Raw genomic sequence first — 16,368 nt, forward strand, 5'->3', positions numbered from 1 at the left:
CATCCGTCCACGGAAAGGGCGACGCGAGAGTCGCCCTCTTCAAGTTCCTCTGATCATCGGAAGTGGAGCTGCACCGCGTTGGAGAGGTTCGACGTGGGCAGCGGGTTGGCGTCGCGGTACCAGAGCTGGAAGTGCCAGGTGTCGCCGCTCTGTGCGGCCACGGCGCCGGTCGGCTGCGGTAGACCTGTCAAGTCCACGTCGAGCAGCATCATGGTCTGACTCGACGCGATGAGGATCTCGCCGGGGCGGTTGAAGCGGCCCACGGATCCGCCGAGGCACAGGGCGCCCTGACTTCCCACGAGAGGCACTGCCCCTGACCAATCGGTGCTGCAGAGAAAGTATCCGAAGCTCCCGACCGGAATGCCGGTCGCGTGGAGCCTGAAGTCGTTGTCAGCCACCTCGAGGCTTCCCAACGGGGTGATCCAGCCGGTGAGCCCGAGAGAATTGGGCGCTGGCGATTGGGTGCAGAAGTTGCTTCTTGCGGGGCCCGCGTTGTGAGTCGCGGATTCCCAGCGCGTGATCCCTGGTTCGTTCGCCACGCTCTGCCCGAACAGAGCGCCGATAGCCGTCTGTCCGAACTGCCCGCAGAACAGCGAGGTGGTAGTGATGGTGCCGATGAGCTGGTCGTCCACGTACGCGCGGCCTTCGAAGGAGCCCGCCTCGCCCTCCAGCCGGTAGTCATGCATCGCATTGGTCGTGTCCATCAGGACGGTGGCCCCTAGCTCCGAGCCGTGGTAGAAGCTCACGCTATCGCGCTCGATCTCGAGGATCCACGGACAGGTATAGGGCTGCAGGAGGGCGAGGAAGCCCACGCCATGTTCGGGGTCCACATCGCCCGACGCGACCACCTGCATGCGCGTTTCGGCTCGATAGATGGATCCGGGGGGCACAGGGAGAAGACCGGGCGAGACCGAGTAGTAGCTCAGGAGGTCGTCCGGGCAACTGGATGAGTTGCCGAGCTCCAGGTACGTCGGCTGTAGATCCTCGGTCACAGCCGAACAGGTAGAGGCAGCTTCATAGCGCGTCCAGCTGGGGACGGTTTCCGCAGGAGTGAATCCAGATGCAGCCTCCCAGAGCACCGTGTGCTGTGCGTGGAGTGGAGGTTCGATGAGCGCAAGGGAGAGCGCAAGGGCGAGGGCGAGGCGAATGGGTTTTGTTTTCATGGTCAGTTGGATGGCAGGGAAGATGCCATCGTGAAGCCTAGCGGATGAGCCAAGAATCCGGGAGGGGGCGAGTCCGTGTCCCTCCGCGAGACGTCGTGAAGGGGGCTGGAGGGCTCAGGGTTTCCTTCTCGGTGATTCGTGGCAGCCCAGACGTCGGCATGGCGCATGGCCCTGCGATCTCTCCAACGATCGCAGCTCCTCCAGGGCTGCCCTTCCCTTCGAAATACCATGCCTCCAAAGCTGACCATCTCACTCGCCGCCGCCGTGCGACGCGCGGCCCGCCGCCACTCCTTCCGACGAAACGCCCACCTGGCCACTCGCGCGGCCGTTCTCCTGGCGGCGACGACGGTGGGGGCTGGATCGCTCCACGCGCAGGTGGATCTATCGGGGAACCTCTCGGACTCCACGACCGGCGCGCTCCTCTCCGGTACCGTCTACCACGCGACTGGCAGTATCAGGGTTCCCACGGGCGCCACCCTCACGATCCAGCCGGGTGCGATCGTCAAATTCGCCTTCGATCGCCAGTTCACGATCGACGGCACGCTCAACTGCACGGGGACCAGCCTGAATCCGGTCATCTTCACCGATCTCCGCGACGACTCGGCGGGCGGTGACACGAACGGCGACGGAAGTGCCTCCGTCCCTGCTCCTGCCTGGTGGCGCGGCGTCCATTACAACGCGAGCGCGAGCTCCAGCCAGACGCGAGGCCTGACCATCCGGTACTCCGGCCGCTTCATCTCTGGCTTCTATCTGGTGAACAATACGGCCACGTTCTCGGACTGCCTGTCAGAGTTCAGCAGCTCCAGCGGCTTCGATCTGACGAGCAGCAGCCTCCCCTCGATGCTCCGATGCACGGCCAGAGACAACGACGTCGACGCTTTCACCAATGTTCCCCTGGTGGCACTTCCGCGGCTGGACACGCTCGCAGCTTCAGGGAACGGCAGAGACGTCCTCAACGTGACCGTCGGCACCGTCCCCGCGGCGACATCGATCACGGTGAACGCCAACAACGTTCTCAGCGGCGCCTGCACCCTCAGCAGCAACCTGATGATTCCGGCGAGCTCCGAGCTCCATCTCGGACCCGGCGTGGCGATCAAGATGGGTTTCGATCGAGAGGTCAGCGTCAACGGCGAACTCGACTGCAACGGTACGTCCGCGAACCGCGTCATTTTCACGGACGAGCGAGACGATACCGTTGGCGGCGACTCCAATGGCGACGGAGCTGCGACGGCTCCAGCCGCGAACCACTGGCGCGGAATCAACTTCGGCCCCGGCTCCGACTCGAGCGTGCTGGAGGGGACGATGGTGCGCTATGCCGGCCGATTCATCGCGGGCCTCGAAATGACGGGGACGAGCCCTACCTTGCGCAACTGCGTGGTCAGCGAGAGCTCGAGCGACGGCGTGGACCTGAATGCGAGCAGCCGGCCGACCATCGAGGGTCTCACGGTCCAGAACTGCGGTAGGATCGCGCTGGCGTCGGTCGAGCTGGAGGCCGTGGCCTCGTTCAGTGGGCTTCAGTTCAGCGGCAATGCCCTCGACCAGCTGGAGGTCACGAGCGCCACGCTAGAGGCCGGGGAAGCGTTGACCGTCGAGAGAACGCAGGGCCACCTCGATAGCTTTTACCTGAACACCAGCGTCAACGTTCGTTCCGGCGCATCCCTGACCGTCGGCCCCGGCGTCGCCTTCAAGATGGGGTTCGACAAGCAATGGAACGTCGACGGAACCGTTCGAATGAACGGCACGGCGGCCAGCCGGATCCGGATCACGGATTCTCGCGACGATAGCGTCGGCGGGGACTCGAACGGTGATGGGGGCATCACCCTCCCGGAGCGCAACTGGTGGCGCGGGGTTCAGTTCAACGACGCGTCCGACGGGAGCGTCCTGTCCTTCACGGACGTGCGGTACGCAGGACGCTTCATCTCGAGCATCGAGCTCGACAACGCCTCGATCACGCTCGATCGAGTGACCGTCGACAACGGAGCCCTTTCGGGGATCGACTTCAATAACAACCCCGAGCCGTGCGTGGTCGAGCGAGTCCGCGTGAACGACTGCTCGGGGCCGGCCATCGACAATGTGCGCCTCGAGCGCCTCCAGGACATCGAGCTCGCGGCCGGTACGGGCAACGGCCAGAACACGGTGCGGGTGACCAGCGGCACTCTCTCCGGGAACGTCACGATCGAGCCCAACAATCAGTTCAACGGCAGCATCCTCGTCGACACGAGTATCAACGTTCCGTCCGGATTCGAGCTCAGCCTCCAGCCAGGCGTCGTCCTCAAGATGGGTTTCGACCGCAGCTTCGTCGTCGCAGGTAGACTCGCCGTACGCGGCTCGTTCGACCAGCCGGTGATCCTTACGGACTCGCGCGACGATAGCGTCGGTGGCGACACCAACGGCGATGGGGCGAGCAGCTCTCCGGCCGCGAACTGGTGGAGAGGGCTCGACCTTAACTCGACTTCGGACGCTTCGATCGTGATCGGGCTCGAGGTGCGCTACGCAGGTCGATTCGGGCCGAGCGTTCACTGTCGCTCCGGCCTGGCGGCGATGCGCGAGGTGCGTTCGTCCCACAGCGGCAGCGCGGGCTTCCGGGTCTCGGCCCACGCCGTTTTGCTCGAGCGGCTCATCGCGTTCGCCAACGCTGGCGATGGCCTCGAACTGACGGGCGGCAGCTTCGACGTTCGCCAGGTGACCTGCGCTTCGAATGGCGGCGTGGGGATCGACGCCACGTCTGCCTTCACGGGCACCGTGCGCGACTCGATCGTCTGGGCCAATACGGCGGCTCAGGTCGCCGGTCTCGGGGCCGGCCAAGTGCGCTACTCGGACGGCATCACCGCGCTCGCGGGCACCAACGGGAATATCGACACCGACCCGCTCTTCGTCGATCTCGCTCGGGGGAATCTGCGGCTGACGCAGAGTTCACCCTGCATCAATGCCGGCGACCCGGCAAGCGCCGTCGATCCCGACTCCACCCGGGCGGACATGGGAGCCAGGTTCTTCAACTTCTGCGAGCCAGCGGTCATCTGTCAGCAGCCGGTGAGCTTTCCACCCTGCACGCCCGTGCTTTCCTACAGCGGCTTCGCCAGCCTCTCGAGCCCCCAGCCCTTCCTTCTGGTGCTGGAGAACGCTCCAGTGAACTCGTTTGCGATCTTCTTCTATGGAATCGGCAGCCCTTCGCTCATCAACGGAGCGTTCGGGGACATCTGCGTCGGCGGTCCCTTCAAGCGCACGGCACCGGTCCCGTCAGGTGGGAGTCCCCTGGGGGGACCCTGCACAGGTCGGTTCGAAGTGGATCTTCGGGCCTACCTCCAGAGCGGAGCCGACCCGGCCATCGTGGCGGGCTCCAACGTGATCGGTCACCTCTGGTATCGGTACGCGGCGGCACCGGGCAACGCGCGGTTCAGTGACGGGATTCAGCTGCCGGTCTGCCCCTGACGGCGCAGAAGAGCCCGCCGTGCCTCGTCGTCCACACGGTCCACTCACCGCGGATGTGCGGGGCAGGGCGCTCCGTGGCACTCCCTCGGTGACAGGGCCACCGGTGGGCCGTACAGGGTAGGCCCAAGGAGCGCCGTCGACGACACACACAGGACCCCCGCACCCCGGCCAGCGCTTCGATGCCTCACCTGCGTGACGTTGCCGGCGCTGGGTTCCTGCTCGTCCGTCTGCCCGTCCTTCTGCCCGCGGTTGCACTGACGACGGCGAGGTCGAGCGTGTTCACGCCGACGAGATCGAGCGCATCCGCGCGAGCTTCTCCGGGATTGCCATCGATCGGCTCAGTGGATCAGCAGCATCCGCACCGCCGGTGACGCGGCGAGCCTTCCGCCCGGGTGCGGATCGAAGATCAGCCACTGGGCGAAGAGGCTCGTCCCTGCGAGTGCCGGGGTGTCGGGCAGCATCAGGCGCAGCGACTGGCTACCTTCGCCGAAGCCCGGGGACGCGACCTGGATTCGATAGGACGAGGCGCCTGGTCCGAGGCGAACGTGCAGCGTCGCTCCCTGGAAGGGTGAGCCGAGCACGTCCGCTTCCGGCGAGACCAGCAGCGCGGCCGGTGCGCCCGGCGTCGCACGGCTCACGCCCACGTTGATCGTTCGTCCGAGCCGCGTGGGTTCGATCGCCCACATGCGTGGCGTCTCGCCTTGGCTGCCCGCGGTGCCCGCTCCGTAGATTTGTGGGCGGCGGGCCGATTCCGAATAGAGGCCGAGGCGCTCGTAGGGACCCTCGAAGTTCGCCGCACGCGGATCTGTCAGAGGGCGGCCCAGGAACGCAACGAGCCTGGATTTCTCCAGAGCAGACATGCCGAGCGGGACGATGAGCGGATCCTTGTTCGGTGCGGCGTGGCGGCCTCCCACGTCGAAGAACTCGACCGCATCCTCTATGGTCAGCGCGCTCCCGTCGTGGAAGTAGGGCGCGGTCAGCGCGAGGTTGCGCAGGGTCGGCGTGCGGAAGCGGCCGTGGTCGGTGGCCATGCCCGTGATGAACTCGCGCCCCACGTCGTCGTAGGGACCATCGAGCCCGATGTTGCGGAACTCGTGATCGCTCATGATCGCACCCGGATGACACGTGACGCAGCCGCGGGCGAGAAACACGTCGTAGCCCGCGCGTTCCTCGGCGGTCAGCGCGTTCACGTCGCCGTCGAGGTACGCGTCGAACGGAATCTGATCATGGGTGACGAGCGTGCGCTCGTAGGTGGCGACGGCCTGGCCGATTCGCACGATGTCAAGGCCAGGGGAGCCGAACGCTTCCTCGAACAGCTCGTCGTACGAGCGACCCGCGATCCACGCGGCGAGATCGGCGGGCACGTTCTCGGCGAGCGCGAGCGGAGCAGACGCGCGCACGTCGGCGATGACGTCCGGCACGGGACGCTCGAAGAAGCTCATCTCCTTCTGGTCTGAGTACGGGATGATCGCCTGCGATTCGAGCGCGGCGCCCACGGGCGAGATCACCTGGCCCGTCATGGGATCGATGAAGTCCGCCGTGGCCTTGCCGTCGAGCAGAAGGATCGGCGCGTACGCGGCATCGAAGACCATGGGCGTGTTGCGGATCGTGAGCTGGGGACCGAGCTCCGTTTGCTTCTTGAACGACAGGTGGAGGTCGCTCGTGTGCCCTGCGATCCCGGGGGAGGAGTGCGTGTCATCCTCCGTGCCGAGGGTGCGGTCCCAGCCGATGTACGTCGAGCCCGGGAGATCCTGCATCGTCCGCGGGTCCGCGCCGCCGGCTTCCGGCAGGTGGCACGTGGCGCAGGCCATCGTGTCGAGCGTCGAGAGCTGCTCGTCCCAGAAGAGCGCGCGTCCGAGCCGGGCCTTCGCGAGCGTCATCGGATTCTCGGGTGGTGCGACGGGTGGGCCGAGGGATCCCTGAAGGGCGGCGGCCTGTGACGCGAGGGTGAGAGCGAGCCCGAGGCGGCCGGAGAGGCTCATCAGGCTCAGCAGGCTCATCAGGGGATGGGGGCGAGGCTGCTTCATGCGAGGGTTGGACCCCACGGCAGGGTGGGGCGTCACGGTCGTTGCGTTCAGGAAAGGTGAAGTCTCTCCCTTCCTGGACTGCACGGCCACCCCCTCGGTTCACAGCCGATCCTGAACTTTGCTCGCGGTTCCGCCGGGGACCACGCGGACCCTTCGTCGGCGGCCAAAACGGCGCCCTGGAGGCGCCACGGATTCTGATTCGCCCATGGCCCACCCAGGTGGTTCGGTAGACTCACATCGCCATGAGCGCTCCAGAAGGCCACGCCGTCCCATCCGAAGAGTTCGCCTTTGTCGGCGTGGATGGAACGCGCGGGCGGTGGATCTCCATCGCCCTGGGCCCGTGTGGCGCCTTCCGCACGGCCATCTTGACAGACACCCTGGCGGAGATCCTGGACGCGTTTCCCCACGCCCGCGCGATCGGCATCGACGTTCCGATCGGAGTGCCCGAGCGCATCTCCCGGACGATCGAAGCGGAAGCGAAGAAGCGCCTGGCGGCGCGCAGCTCCACCGTCTTCTCGGTCCCGCCACGCGTCGTTCTGGAGGCGCCGACCTACGCCGCCGCCCGCGCGCTGGCCGTCGAACTGACGGGCAAGAGTCTCTCCGCCCAGAGCTACGCCCTGCGTCACAACATCCTGGAGGCGGACAGGCTATTGGATGCCCGGCCACGAGGGGTCACGGACCGGGTCTTCGAGGTCCATCCGGAGCTCTCGTTCCGCGCTCTGGCGGACCGCGTGCTGCTCTCGAACAAGCGTTCCTGGAACGGAGCCATGGAGCGCCGGCAGCTCCTGAGCGATGCAGGTATCGATCTGCCGCTCGACCTCGGGGACGCCGGGAAGATCCCCGTGGACGACGTGCTCGATGCAGCGGTCGCCGCATGGTCGGCGAAACGCATCGCCGAGGGCCGGGCGAACTCGGTTCCATCCGCCCCCGAACTGGATGCTCGCGGAAGACCCATGGCCATGTGGTTCTGAGTCCTGCGCGAGCCTGTTCACGGCTCCACGTCTCTCTTTCAGGACCCTTCAGCGAAGGCTGTCGAGCCCGAGGCGCCGCCCCAGGCGATAGACCGTGCTGCGCGCCACGCCGAGCTTGCGGGCGGCCTCCGAGACGTTGCCATTGGACGTCTCCAGCGCTTCGAGCAGCGCCGCGTGCCGCGCGGCGTCCAGCGCCGGGAGGCCGATCCCGGAGCTGCCTGTGGAGCCTGCGCCCGCTCGCCGGGGAAGTGCGCGCCCCCTGGCCTTGAGCGTCGGGGGAAGATGCGCGGGCGTCACCTCGACCTCTTCACCGGCCATCGCGACCGCGAACTCCAGGGCGGACTCCAGCTCGCGCACGTTGCCCGGCCAGTCGTGGGCCGCGATGGCCTCGAGCGCGGCGGGCGAGAGGCGGAGCGAGCCTGCGTCCTGGGCCTCGAGCATCCGCGACCAGAGCTCCGACGCCAGCTCCGCGATGTCCTCTCGCTGCCTCAGTGGCGGAAGCTCGACGCAGGCCCCGCCGATCCGAAAGAAGAGATCCTCGCGGAACTCGCTGGCTGCCACGAGGGCGTGCAGGTCGCGCGACGTGGCCGCGACGATGCGAATGTCGGCGGTACGCTGCGTCGATTCTCCCACGCGGAAGTAGGTGCCGTCCTCCAGCACCCGCAGAAGCGCGACCTGCGCTTCCCCGGAGAGGTCCGCCACCTCATCGAGGAAGAGCGTGCCCCCGTGGGCCGTGGCGATCAGGCCGTCGCGGCCTCCGCGCGCGGCGCCCGTGTAGGCGCCAGGGCCGTGACCGAAGAGTTCGGAAAGCAGCAGCGCGGGCTGAATCGCGCCGCAGTTGACGGGAACGTACGGCGCGGCGGCGCGTGGGCTCGCGTCGTGGATGGCGCGCGCGAACAGTTCCTTGCCCGCGCCTGTTTCGGCGAGCAGCAGCACGGGCAGCCTGGAGCGCGCGAGGCGCGCGCACGTGGTGCGGGCTGTTTCGAGGGCGGGGTCGGAGCCGAGAATACGCTCGAAGGCGTGTTCGGCTGTCGGTGGGCGAGGCGTCCGGCGGCGAATCGCTGCATGGCGAGGTGCTGCCGGAAGGGAAGCCTGCCCGAAGCCCTCGGCTACCACGGGCGCTGCGAAGACCATCAGCGCGAGGATGTCGCCTCTCCCATCGGTGATGGGTTCGACGATCAGATCGAGTGCAGCGACCTGGCCTTGGCTGACTTCACCGCGCGTGGGAGAAAGGTGGACGCGCAGCTCCGACGCGATCGACGCGCGCGCGACGAGAGCGGGCCAATCCGGCAGGAAGGACTCGTCCCTGATCTCTTGCATCAGCGCTCTCGCGCGCGCATCGGCGCGGACGACGCGACCGGGACGCTCCACGAGAAACGCGGGCTCGTGGCTGCGCTCCATCAGTCGCTCGACGAGGTCGATGCCGCCGCTCGCGCGCGCGTACTCACGCGCTCGCAGGACCTCTTCGATCGCCCGCGCCATCGAGACGACGATGCCGATATCGAACGCATTCGCCCGCTCGGCGCGCGACGTGGCGTCGAGCACGCCGACGATCTCGCCGCGTGGGTCGCGGATGGGCGCCGCGAAGCAAACGAGGCCCTCGTTGACCCGGGCGAAATGTGCGGCGCCGTAAACCGCGACCGGGCGGTTCTCGGCCAGGGCTGTACCGATCGCGTTGGTGCCGCGGAGGGACTCGCCCCACGCGGCTCCTTCGATGAGTCGCAGGCGCTCGGCCTCGCGCGCGAATGCTCCGCCGCCGAAGGTGTCAACGACGACGCCGTCGGCGTCCGCGAGGACGGCCACGAAGTCGCTGGCTTCGCAGGCGGCGGCGAACCCTCCGAGCACGCTGGAGGCGTGGCGCCGGAGGCCCTCGCTCCTCGCGCGCGCGGCCGCGAGCGTGCTGGCGTCGAGGACGCCCTCCTCGAGCGCATGGGAGCCGTCGGCGTCCGCGCCGAGTTCCCGCGATCGATTCCAGGTCGCGAGGAGAGGTGCTTCGACACCCTCCTGGACGAGGCCGGTGAGAACCGCGAGCTTGATCTCGGCCCGAGGCGGTGTCAGACGCAGCAGGTCGGAGCAGGTGGATCGTGGGAGGAACGTCACCACCGAACGATAACCGAACGTTCCAGGTCCCGCCCAGGAGCCAGAGACCATGTGTTGCAAGTGACTCGCCCCTGGCGCGACAGGTGGAGCGTTCTGCAACACACCGTGGCGGTCGAGCGCGTGGCTTCGCCGCTCCCGTCCCATCGGGACGCCCTTTCCCGGAAACGGCATGGCTCTTGCTGGTGAATCGAAGCGGACCACGCCGTTACGAACGAAGCGCTGCCGCCTTTTCCGATCCCTTGACTCAGCCTATTCGAAAGCCCGATGACGTACGCCGCCCCCAATACCGAAGGTTCGATCGTCCAGTTCAAGAGCCGCTACGAGAACTTCATCGGAGGCGAGTGGGTCGCACCCAAGAAGGGCCAGTACTTCGAGAACATCACGCCGGTCACCGGGAAGCCGTTCTGCGAGATCCCGCGCTCGACCGGCGAGGACGTCGAGATGGCCGTCGAGGCGGCGCACAAGGCCTTTGCGACCTGGAAGAAGACTTCGCCGACCGAACGCGCGCAGATCCTCAACAAGATCGCTGATCGACTCGAGGCCGACCTCGAGGAACTGGCCGTCGCGGAATGCTGGGAGAACGGCAAGGCCGTCCGCGAGACGCTCGCCGCCGACCTGCCGCTCGCGATCGACCACTTTCGGTACTTCGCGGGCGCGATCCGCGCCCAGGAGGGGTCGCTCGGTGAACTCGATCACGACACCGTGGCGTATCACTTCCACGAGCCGATCGGTGTCGTGGGGCAGATCATCCCGTGGAACTTTCCGATCCTCATGGCGACGTGGAAGCTCGCGCCGGCGCTGGCCGCGGGCTGCTGCGTGGTCCTGAAGCCCGCGGAGCAAACGCCGGTGTCGATCCTCCTCGTGATGGAGAAGATCGCCGACCTTCTGCCGCCGGGTGTGATCAACGTCGTCAACGGCTTCGGCGTCGAGGCAGGCAAGCCGCTCGCCCAGCACCCTCGAATCGCGAAGGTCGCCTTCACGGGTGAGACGACGACCGGTCGCCTCATCATGCAATACGCATCCGACAACTTGATCCCGGTCACGCTGGAGCTGGGCGGCAAGTCGCCGAACATCTTCTTCGCCGACGTGCTGCGCGAAGACGATGACTTCCGCTCGAAGTCCCTGGAGGGCTTCGCGATGTTTGCGCTCAACCAGGGAGAGGTCTGCACGTGTCCGTCGCGTGCGCTCGTCCAGAAGTCGATGGAGGAGGAGTTCACCGAGCTCGCGGTCGCGCGCACGAAGGCGATCGTCCAGGGCAACCCGCTCGACCCGAAGACGATGATCGGCGCCCAGGCGTCGAACGATCAGTTCGAGAAGATCCTCAGCTACATCGACATCGGCAAGCACGAAGGCGCGAAGGTCCTGACGGGCGGCGGCAAGGCCGAACTGGACGGGGATCTCGCTGGCGGCTACTACGTCCAGCCGACGATCTTCCAGGGCCACAACAAGATGCGCGTCTTCCAGGAGGAGATCTTCGGACCGGTCGTGTCGCTGACGACGTTCACCGACTACGCGAACGCCATCGAGATCGCCAACGACACGCTGTACGGGCTCGGCGCAGGCGTGTGGACCCGCGACTCCAACACGGCCTACCGCACGGGTCGCGACGTTCAGGCGGGTCGCGTCTGGACGAACTGCTACCACCTCTACCCGGCGCACGCCGCGTTCGGTGGCTACAAGCAGTCCGGCATCGGCCGCGAGAATCACCTGATGATGCTGCGTCACTACCAGAACACGAAGAACCTGCTCGTGAGCTACAACGAAGCGCCGATGGGCTTCTTCTAATGAGCACTCCCCCGCGCATCATGGCCACGCCGGCCGCCATGGAGCTGATCTCGGAGCTGGAGGCGGACCACGGGCCGCTCATGTTCCATCAGTCCGGTGGCTGCTGCGACGGCAGCTCGCCCATGTGCTACCCGAAAGGGGAGCTACGGGTCGGGCCCCAGGACGTGCTGCTCGGCAAGATCGGCGAGACCGAGGTCTGGATCGGCAGCGCGCAGTTCGAGCTGTGGAAGCACACCCAGCTCGTCCTGGATGTCGTACCGGGCCGCGGCGCTGGCTTCTCGTTGGAGTCGCCGACGGGCAAGCGGTTCCTGACGCGCAGTCGCGTGTTCACACCGGAAGAACAGGCGGCGCTGGAAGCTGCGCCGCCCGTACGAGGCACCTGAGCTGGCAGGCAGGCAGGGCGGGCGAATCTCACTCCTGAGCGTCCAGGATCTCCCAGATCCCGGTCGCGATCGGAGCGAGGTTCGCCCATTCACTGTTGGTCATGAGGACGACGGCTCTGTCCGACGTCGGCTTGACCTGCATGAGCGTGCGCGTCTTCGACTGGGAACCCGAGTGGGAGACTCTCAGCTCGTCGCCCTTTCCGTTGATGCCGAAGCCGAGGCCGTAGCCGATGGTGCCAGCCTCTTTCTCGGGCGCGGTCTGCGACGTCCACATGGCTCGCCAGCTCTCTTCAGAGAGCAGCTTCTCTTCGGCGATCCCCTGGGCGAAGCGCGCGAGGTCGCCGATGGTGGAGAGGTATCCGCCGCCCGGTAGCTTCCAGCTAACGTCTGAGTCGGGACTGCGAATGATCGTGTCGCCGAACTTCTGATAGCCGATCGCGCGGTGCTCGATCGGCTCCCACTGGTAGTCTGGACGGAAGGTCGTCATGCCGAGCGGCTTCGCGATCCTTTCCTTCACCTGGGCGTGGAACGGCGCCTCCCCCGCCCTCTGCACGACGGCGCCGAGCAGCATGTACCCGTGGGTCGTGTAGGCGTGGCGCGTCCCGGGCTCCGCGATGAGCGGCGACTCCTTGAACAGATCGAGCGCGAGGATCGTGTCGGCGAAGGGGTGGTCGCTTTCGTACTCCCGCTGGCTCACGACCACCTTGCCGTTCGTGTAGTGAACGATGCCGCCGCGGTGCTGCATGAGCTGTCTGGAGGTGACGGGCCACGGCTTCTCCGGGAACTCGGGCACGAGCGTCCGCACGTCGGCATCCAGATCGAGCTGACCCTTCTCGACGAGCTGCATGGCGGCGATCGAAGTGACGGGCTTGGAGATCGAGGCCCAGCGGAAGAGCGTTTGACCTGTGACCGGGATCGTCTCTTCCTGATTCTCGTAGCCGAGGGTGAACTCGGTGATCTTGCCGTCGACGAGGATGGCAACGGCCAGCCCGACGAGGCCCTGCGCAGCGCGCGCCTCCTCCAGTGAAGCACGCACCTGGCCGGTGAGGTCGGGGCGTGGAGGACCCGCAGCCCCGCGGATTCCGGTCTGGAGGAGTGGGCAGGCGGCGAGGAGGGTGATGACGAGGCTCATGGATCCAGGCTATCGGCAAGGGGCCGGGCTCGTCCAGCTCACGGCGGGTCACCTGGCGACGTCTCGGTCCACGATCGCGGCGCCCTGCACGCTCACGGGCTTGGCCTCGCTGCGCACCACCAGAAACGTGCCAGCTGCGAGCAGGGCGAGGCCGATCAACCGCTGCGCCGTCACCTCTCGCAGCGGGGCACCGAGCCATCCGAAGTGATCGAAGAGGAGCGAGCTGGAGAGCTGACCGACGACGAAGCCGCACACGGCAGCCGCGACGCCGATGCGCGGGATCAGCATCAGGGCGGTGAGCACGAAGACCACGCCGGGGAGTCCGCCGAGGAAGAGATAGAGAGGCGTCGGCCCGACGGGCTCCCACTTGGGCAGGCCGCCCGACGCGCCCAGCACGATCACCAAGATCGCGAGAAACCCGCCGGTGAAGGAAATCAGCGTCGCCAGGAGCGGCTGCCCCGTCACCATGCCCATGCGCGAATTGATGGTTCCCTGGAGGGGAACGAGGGCACCGACGAGCACGGCGAGCAGGAGCAGGAGAAGTTTCATGGCCGGAGTATGCGTGAGGCCCGATCGCCCGACCATCCGCGGCGGCGGATCTCTCCGGTGCGGCCTCCCCCTGGCGGCAGTGTCGCATCCCCCGGGGGCAGGGCCTTACCCGTCGAGATCCCGCCTGGCGATGCGCTCGAGTCGCAGCTGTTCTCGACCGACCTCGGAGGTCATGTGCCCGAGCAGCGCGATGAGTTCATCCGCGTCGATCGGCTTCGCCAGGTGACGATCGCAGCCCGCGCGGAGGCACCGTTCCTGGTCCTCCTTCATCGCATCGGCGGTCAGGGCCACGATGGGGGCCTCCTCGCCGAGTGCTCGCAGCGCCCGTGTCGCTTCATAGCCGTCCATGACCGGCATCTGAATATCCATGACGATCACGTCGAAGGGCTGACCGGTCTCGTGAGCCGCCCGCACGGCTTCGATGGCCTCGACTCCGTTGACGGCGGTGACGACCTCGCCGCCAGCGTCTTCGATGAAGTGCTGCCCGACGTACCGGATGTCTCGTCGGTCATCGACGAGCAGCACTCGGCCGCTGAAGGTGATCGGCGTGATGGGTGAGTCGTCCTGGCCGGGGGGCTCCATCTCCTCGTAGGGGAGGAGTTCGACCGCATCGTCGCTGACAGGCAGTTCGACGCGGAAGGTGGACCCAACGCCCTCGACGCTCTCCACGGAGATGGTTCCTCCGAGTCGCTCCGCGAGACGTTGACTGATGGCGAGCCCGAGGCCACTGCCTTCGTAGGGGCGCGTTCGCGAGGAATCGGCCTGGACGAATGGGTCGAAGAGCTTGGCTTTCAGGCTCTCCTCTATGCCGATGCCGGTGTCCTCTATCTCGAACCGCAGAAGAGCCCGCGAAGGCTCGAAGGCGACCCTGAGAAGGACGTGTCCGGACGACGTGAACTTGAGCGCGTTGCCGACGAGGTTCAGCAGGATCTGTCGGATCCGCTTCTCATCCGTCTGCAGATTGCTCGGGAGATCCGTTTCGGCCACCACTCGGAAATCGACGTGCCGACTGTCGACCCCCACGCTCATGAGTGAGGCGATATCCCGAACGACCCCGCGGATGTCGGTGGGGGCTCGGTCGAGGGTCAGCTTGTCGGCCTCGATCCGGGAGAGGTCGAGGATGTCGTTGATGATCCCGATGAGGTGAGTTCCGCTGCGCTTGATGGTCTGAGCACACTGGCGATTGTCCGGATCCTCGAGGTGCTGCAGGAGAATGTCGGCATGCCCCAGGATCGCGGCCATGGGCGTTCGGATCTCATGGCTCATGTTGGCGAGGAAGGCGCCGCGAGCCTGGTTGGCGGCCTCCGCCTGGCGCCGGGCCGCGTGGAGGTCGGCCTCGTGAGTCCTTCGCTCCGTTTCGTCCAGAACGGCGAAGACGGCCTTGGAAGAGGCTACGGGGTGCCCTGGGCCCGACTCGGAGTCCATGGCCGCTTCCATCGTTAGCCAAAGAACGTCTCCAGAGGGGTGAACCACTCGGGACTGGAGCGACAAGTGCCCATGACCGCGGTGGCTGACTGCGTCCAGGGAATCCTTCACCCGGGGCCAGTCTTCCGGATGAAAGCGAGCATGAACCTCGTTCGAGGTCAGCGGCGTGTCGTGAGGTAGGTCGAAGAGCGCACCGGCCGTCGCGTCCAGGACCATCACGTCCTCGTCATAATCGCAGCGCAGCACGCCCACGCTGGCGAGATCGGTCACCAGCTGTAGCTCGTTCTGGCTCGTCCGGAGGTTCTTCTCCGCTTCCTGCCGTTCGGAGATCTGATGACGAAGCTCCTCGTTGATCGTCTTGAGGTCCCGCAGCGCGAAGGCTTTGGGCGCCAGCCGTACGATCGCGATAACCGTCATCCACGAAACTACCGCTGTGACGAGCTTCATCACGCCCGCGAAGCGATAGATCGGTTGCCAGAAGATAAAAGCCTCGATGAGGTGAACCGTTCCGCACGCAAAGATGAAGGCGGCGAACAGCGCAGTCACCGTGTGGAAACCGAGTCCCGCGTGGCGCCGTGCGACCAGGAGCAGGCCGATCGGGATCGCCATGTAGGCTCCGAAGATCGCGAGGTCGGAGAGGATATGAAGCCACCCGTGCCCGTCGCTCCAGTTGCCGCAGTGCCACCGCGGGGGGAAGTCCGTCGTGTCGAAGATCTTGCCGAGGAACTCGAACATGGGATGTGCCTCGTTGGCTCTTGCGGTGAAGGAAGGCCCGCGCGCATCGGGCGCGGCATCGCGGAGCGGAAGAAAACCTCGCGTTCTCCCCGTCTTCGATAGGCTTACTGAGCGGCCGCAGAAGCGGCTTCGAGCGCAGCGTCGTAGTTCGGCTCGTCGGCGATCTCGCCGACGAGTTCGGTGTAGGCGACCTTGCCGGACCCGTCCAGCACGATCACGGCGCGGGCGCAGAGCCCGGCGAGCGGACCGTCTGCGATCCGAAGGCCGAAGTCGTCCGCGAAGCTAGAGCGGAAGGTCGACAGGGTGATGGCGTTCTCGATGCCCTCGGCGCCGCAGAAGCGCTTCTGCGCGAAGGGAAGGTCGGCGGAAACGTTCGCGATCACGACGCCATTCAGCGCGGCAGCCTTTTCGTTGAAGCTGCGGACGGACATGGCGCAGGTCGGCGTGTCGACGCTGGGGAAGACGTTCAGAACGGTCGCCTTGGCGCCGATTCCAGCGAGGTCCTTTTCCGAGAGGTCCTGGGCGACGAGCGAGAAGGACGGCGCGGCCGTGCCCTTCGCGGGAAGGTCGCCGGAGGTTTGAACAGGGTTGCCTTTGAGAGTGATTTGTGCCATGGGGTCGCGTGAGTTGACTGGTCGGAGAGAGTTGGGGCGCAGAGATTACTCTGCG

11 protein-coding genes are annotated in these 16,368 nt (G+C 66.5%); 4 read left to right on the forward strand and 7 right to left on the reverse strand.

Annotation, left to right across the window (positions count from 1 at the left end; genetic code table 11):
• Window positions 1-53 precede the first annotated feature (53 nt).
• Window positions 54-1,163 (reverse strand): hypothetical protein, encoded by a 1,110-nt coding sequence (locus Poly30_RS04345; protein ID WP_145194801.1) that lies wholly within the window; start codon window positions 1,161-1,163, stop codon window positions 54-56.
• 228 nt (window positions 1,164-1,391) lie between these two features.
• Between Poly30_RS04345 and Poly30_RS04350 the strand changes: the two genes are divergently transcribed.
• The gene (locus Poly30_RS04350) at window positions 1,392-4,592 is read left to right on the forward strand and encodes a hypothetical protein (protein ID WP_145194802.1); all 3,201 of its coding nucleotides are present in this window, start codon (window positions 1,392-1,394) and stop codon (window positions 4,590-4,592) included.
• 338 nt (window positions 4,593-4,930) lie between these two features.
• Here Poly30_RS04350 and Poly30_RS04355 read toward each other — a convergent pair whose 3' ends face one another.
• Window positions 4,931-6,619: a cytochrome-c peroxidase gene (locus tag Poly30_RS04355; protein ID WP_145194803.1), complete on the reverse strand. Its 1,689-nt coding sequence runs from the start codon at window positions 6,617-6,619 to the stop codon at window positions 4,931-4,933.
• Between the two features lie 242 nt (window positions 6,620-6,861).
• Here Poly30_RS04355 and Poly30_RS04360 point away from each other — a divergent pair, with 242 nt between their 5' ends.
• Window positions 6,862-7,590 carry a DUF429 domain-containing protein gene (locus tag Poly30_RS04360; RefSeq protein ID WP_145194804.1) on the forward strand — a complete coding sequence of 243 codons (729 nt, stop codon included), beginning with the start codon at window positions 6,862-6,864 and terminating at the stop codon, window positions 7,588-7,590.
• Window positions 7,591-7,638: 48 nt separating this feature from the next.
• On the opposite strand, the gene Poly30_RS04365 is transcribed toward Poly30_RS04360, so the two are convergent.
• A complete protein-coding gene (locus Poly30_RS04365; protein ID WP_419190937.1) occupies window positions 7,639-9,690 on the reverse strand; it encodes a sigma-54-dependent Fis family transcriptional regulator in 2,052 nt (683 codons plus the stop codon).
• Window positions 9,691-9,954: 264 nt separating this feature from the next.
• Between Poly30_RS04365 and exaC the strand changes: the two genes are divergently transcribed.
• Window positions 9,955-11,475 carry an acetaldehyde dehydrogenase ExaC gene (exaC, locus tag Poly30_RS04370; RefSeq protein ID WP_145194806.1) on the forward strand — a complete coding sequence of 507 codons (1,521 nt, stop codon included), beginning with the start codon at window positions 9,955-9,957 and terminating at the stop codon, window positions 11,473-11,475.
• Complete coding sequence (locus Poly30_RS04375; protein WP_145194807.1) at window positions 11,475-11,858, forward strand: DUF779 domain-containing protein; 384 nt, start codon at window positions 11,475-11,477, stop codon at window positions 11,856-11,858. Before exaC ends, Poly30_RS04375 begins: the two co-directional genes overlap by 1 nt.
• A 28-nt stretch (window positions 11,859-11,886) precedes the next feature.
• Here Poly30_RS04375 and Poly30_RS04380 read toward each other — a convergent pair whose 3' ends face one another.
• From Poly30_RS04380 to tpx, 4 genes are all read right to left on the reverse strand, one after another.
• On the reverse strand, window positions 11,887-12,990 hold the full coding sequence (locus tag Poly30_RS04380; RefSeq protein ID WP_145194808.1) for a serine hydrolase domain-containing protein: 1,104 nt from the start codon (window positions 12,988-12,990) through the stop codon (window positions 11,887-11,889).
• Between the two features lie 48 nt (window positions 12,991-13,038).
• Window positions 13,039-13,539, reverse strand: coding sequence for a DMT family transporter (locus Poly30_RS04385; RefSeq protein WP_419190938.1), 501 nt, complete (start codon window positions 13,537-13,539; stop codon window positions 13,039-13,041).
• A gap of 105 nt (window positions 13,540-13,644) precedes the next feature.
• Window positions 13,645-15,699, reverse strand: a complete 2,055-nt coding sequence (locus Poly30_RS04390) for an ATP-binding protein (protein ID WP_419190939.1) — start codon at window positions 15,697-15,699, stop codon at window positions 13,645-13,647.
• A 104-nt stretch (window positions 15,700-15,803) separates the two neighbouring features.
• A complete protein-coding gene (gene tpx / locus Poly30_RS04395) occupies window positions 15,804-16,313 on the reverse strand; it encodes a thiol peroxidase (protein WP_145194810.1) in 510 nt (169 codons plus the stop codon).
• Window positions 16,314-16,368 lie beyond the last annotated feature (55 nt).

Origin of the sequence: Saltatorellus ferox (assembly GCA_007751475.1) — a bacterium.
Taxonomy (GTDB): domain Bacteria; phylum Planctomycetota; class UBA1135; order UBA1135.

Coding starts and splice junctions, on each gene's coding strand:
- Poly30_RS04355 (WP_145194803.1), bottom strand. CDS start 6,619: ATGAAGCAGCCTCGCCCCCATCCCCTGATGAGCCTGCTGAGCCTGATG.
- Poly30_RS04385 (WP_419190938.1), bottom strand. CDS start 13,539: ATGAAACTTCTCCTGCTCCTGCTCGCCGTGCTCGTCGGTGCCCTCGTT.
- Poly30_RS04350 (WP_145194802.1), top strand. CDS start 1,392: ATGCCTCCAAAGCTGACCATCTCACTCGCCGCCGCCGTGCGACGCGCG.
- Poly30_RS04345 (WP_145194801.1), bottom strand. CDS start 1,163: ATGAAAACAAAACCCATTCGCCTCGCCCTCGCCCTTGCGCTCTCCCTT.
- Poly30_RS04360 (WP_145194804.1), top strand. CDS start 6,862: ATGAGCGCTCCAGAAGGCCACGCCGTCCCATCCGAAGAGTTCGCCTTT.
- Poly30_RS04380 (WP_145194808.1), bottom strand. CDS start 12,990: ATGAGCCTCGTCATCACCCTCCTCGCCGCCTGCCCACTCCTCCAGACC.
- Poly30_RS04375 (WP_145194807.1), top strand. CDS start 11,475: ATGAGCACTCCCCCGCGCATCATGGCCACGCCGGCCGCCATGGAGCTG.
- tpx (WP_145194810.1), bottom strand. CDS start 16,313: ATGGCACAAATCACTCTCAAAGGCAACCCTGTTCAAACCTCCGGCGAC.
- exaC (WP_145194806.1), top strand. CDS start 9,955: ATGACGTACGCCGCCCCCAATACCGAAGGTTCGATCGTCCAGTTCAAG.
- Poly30_RS04390 (WP_419190939.1), bottom strand. CDS start 15,699: ATGTTCGAGTTCCTCGGCAAGATCTTCGACACGACGGACTTCCCCCCG.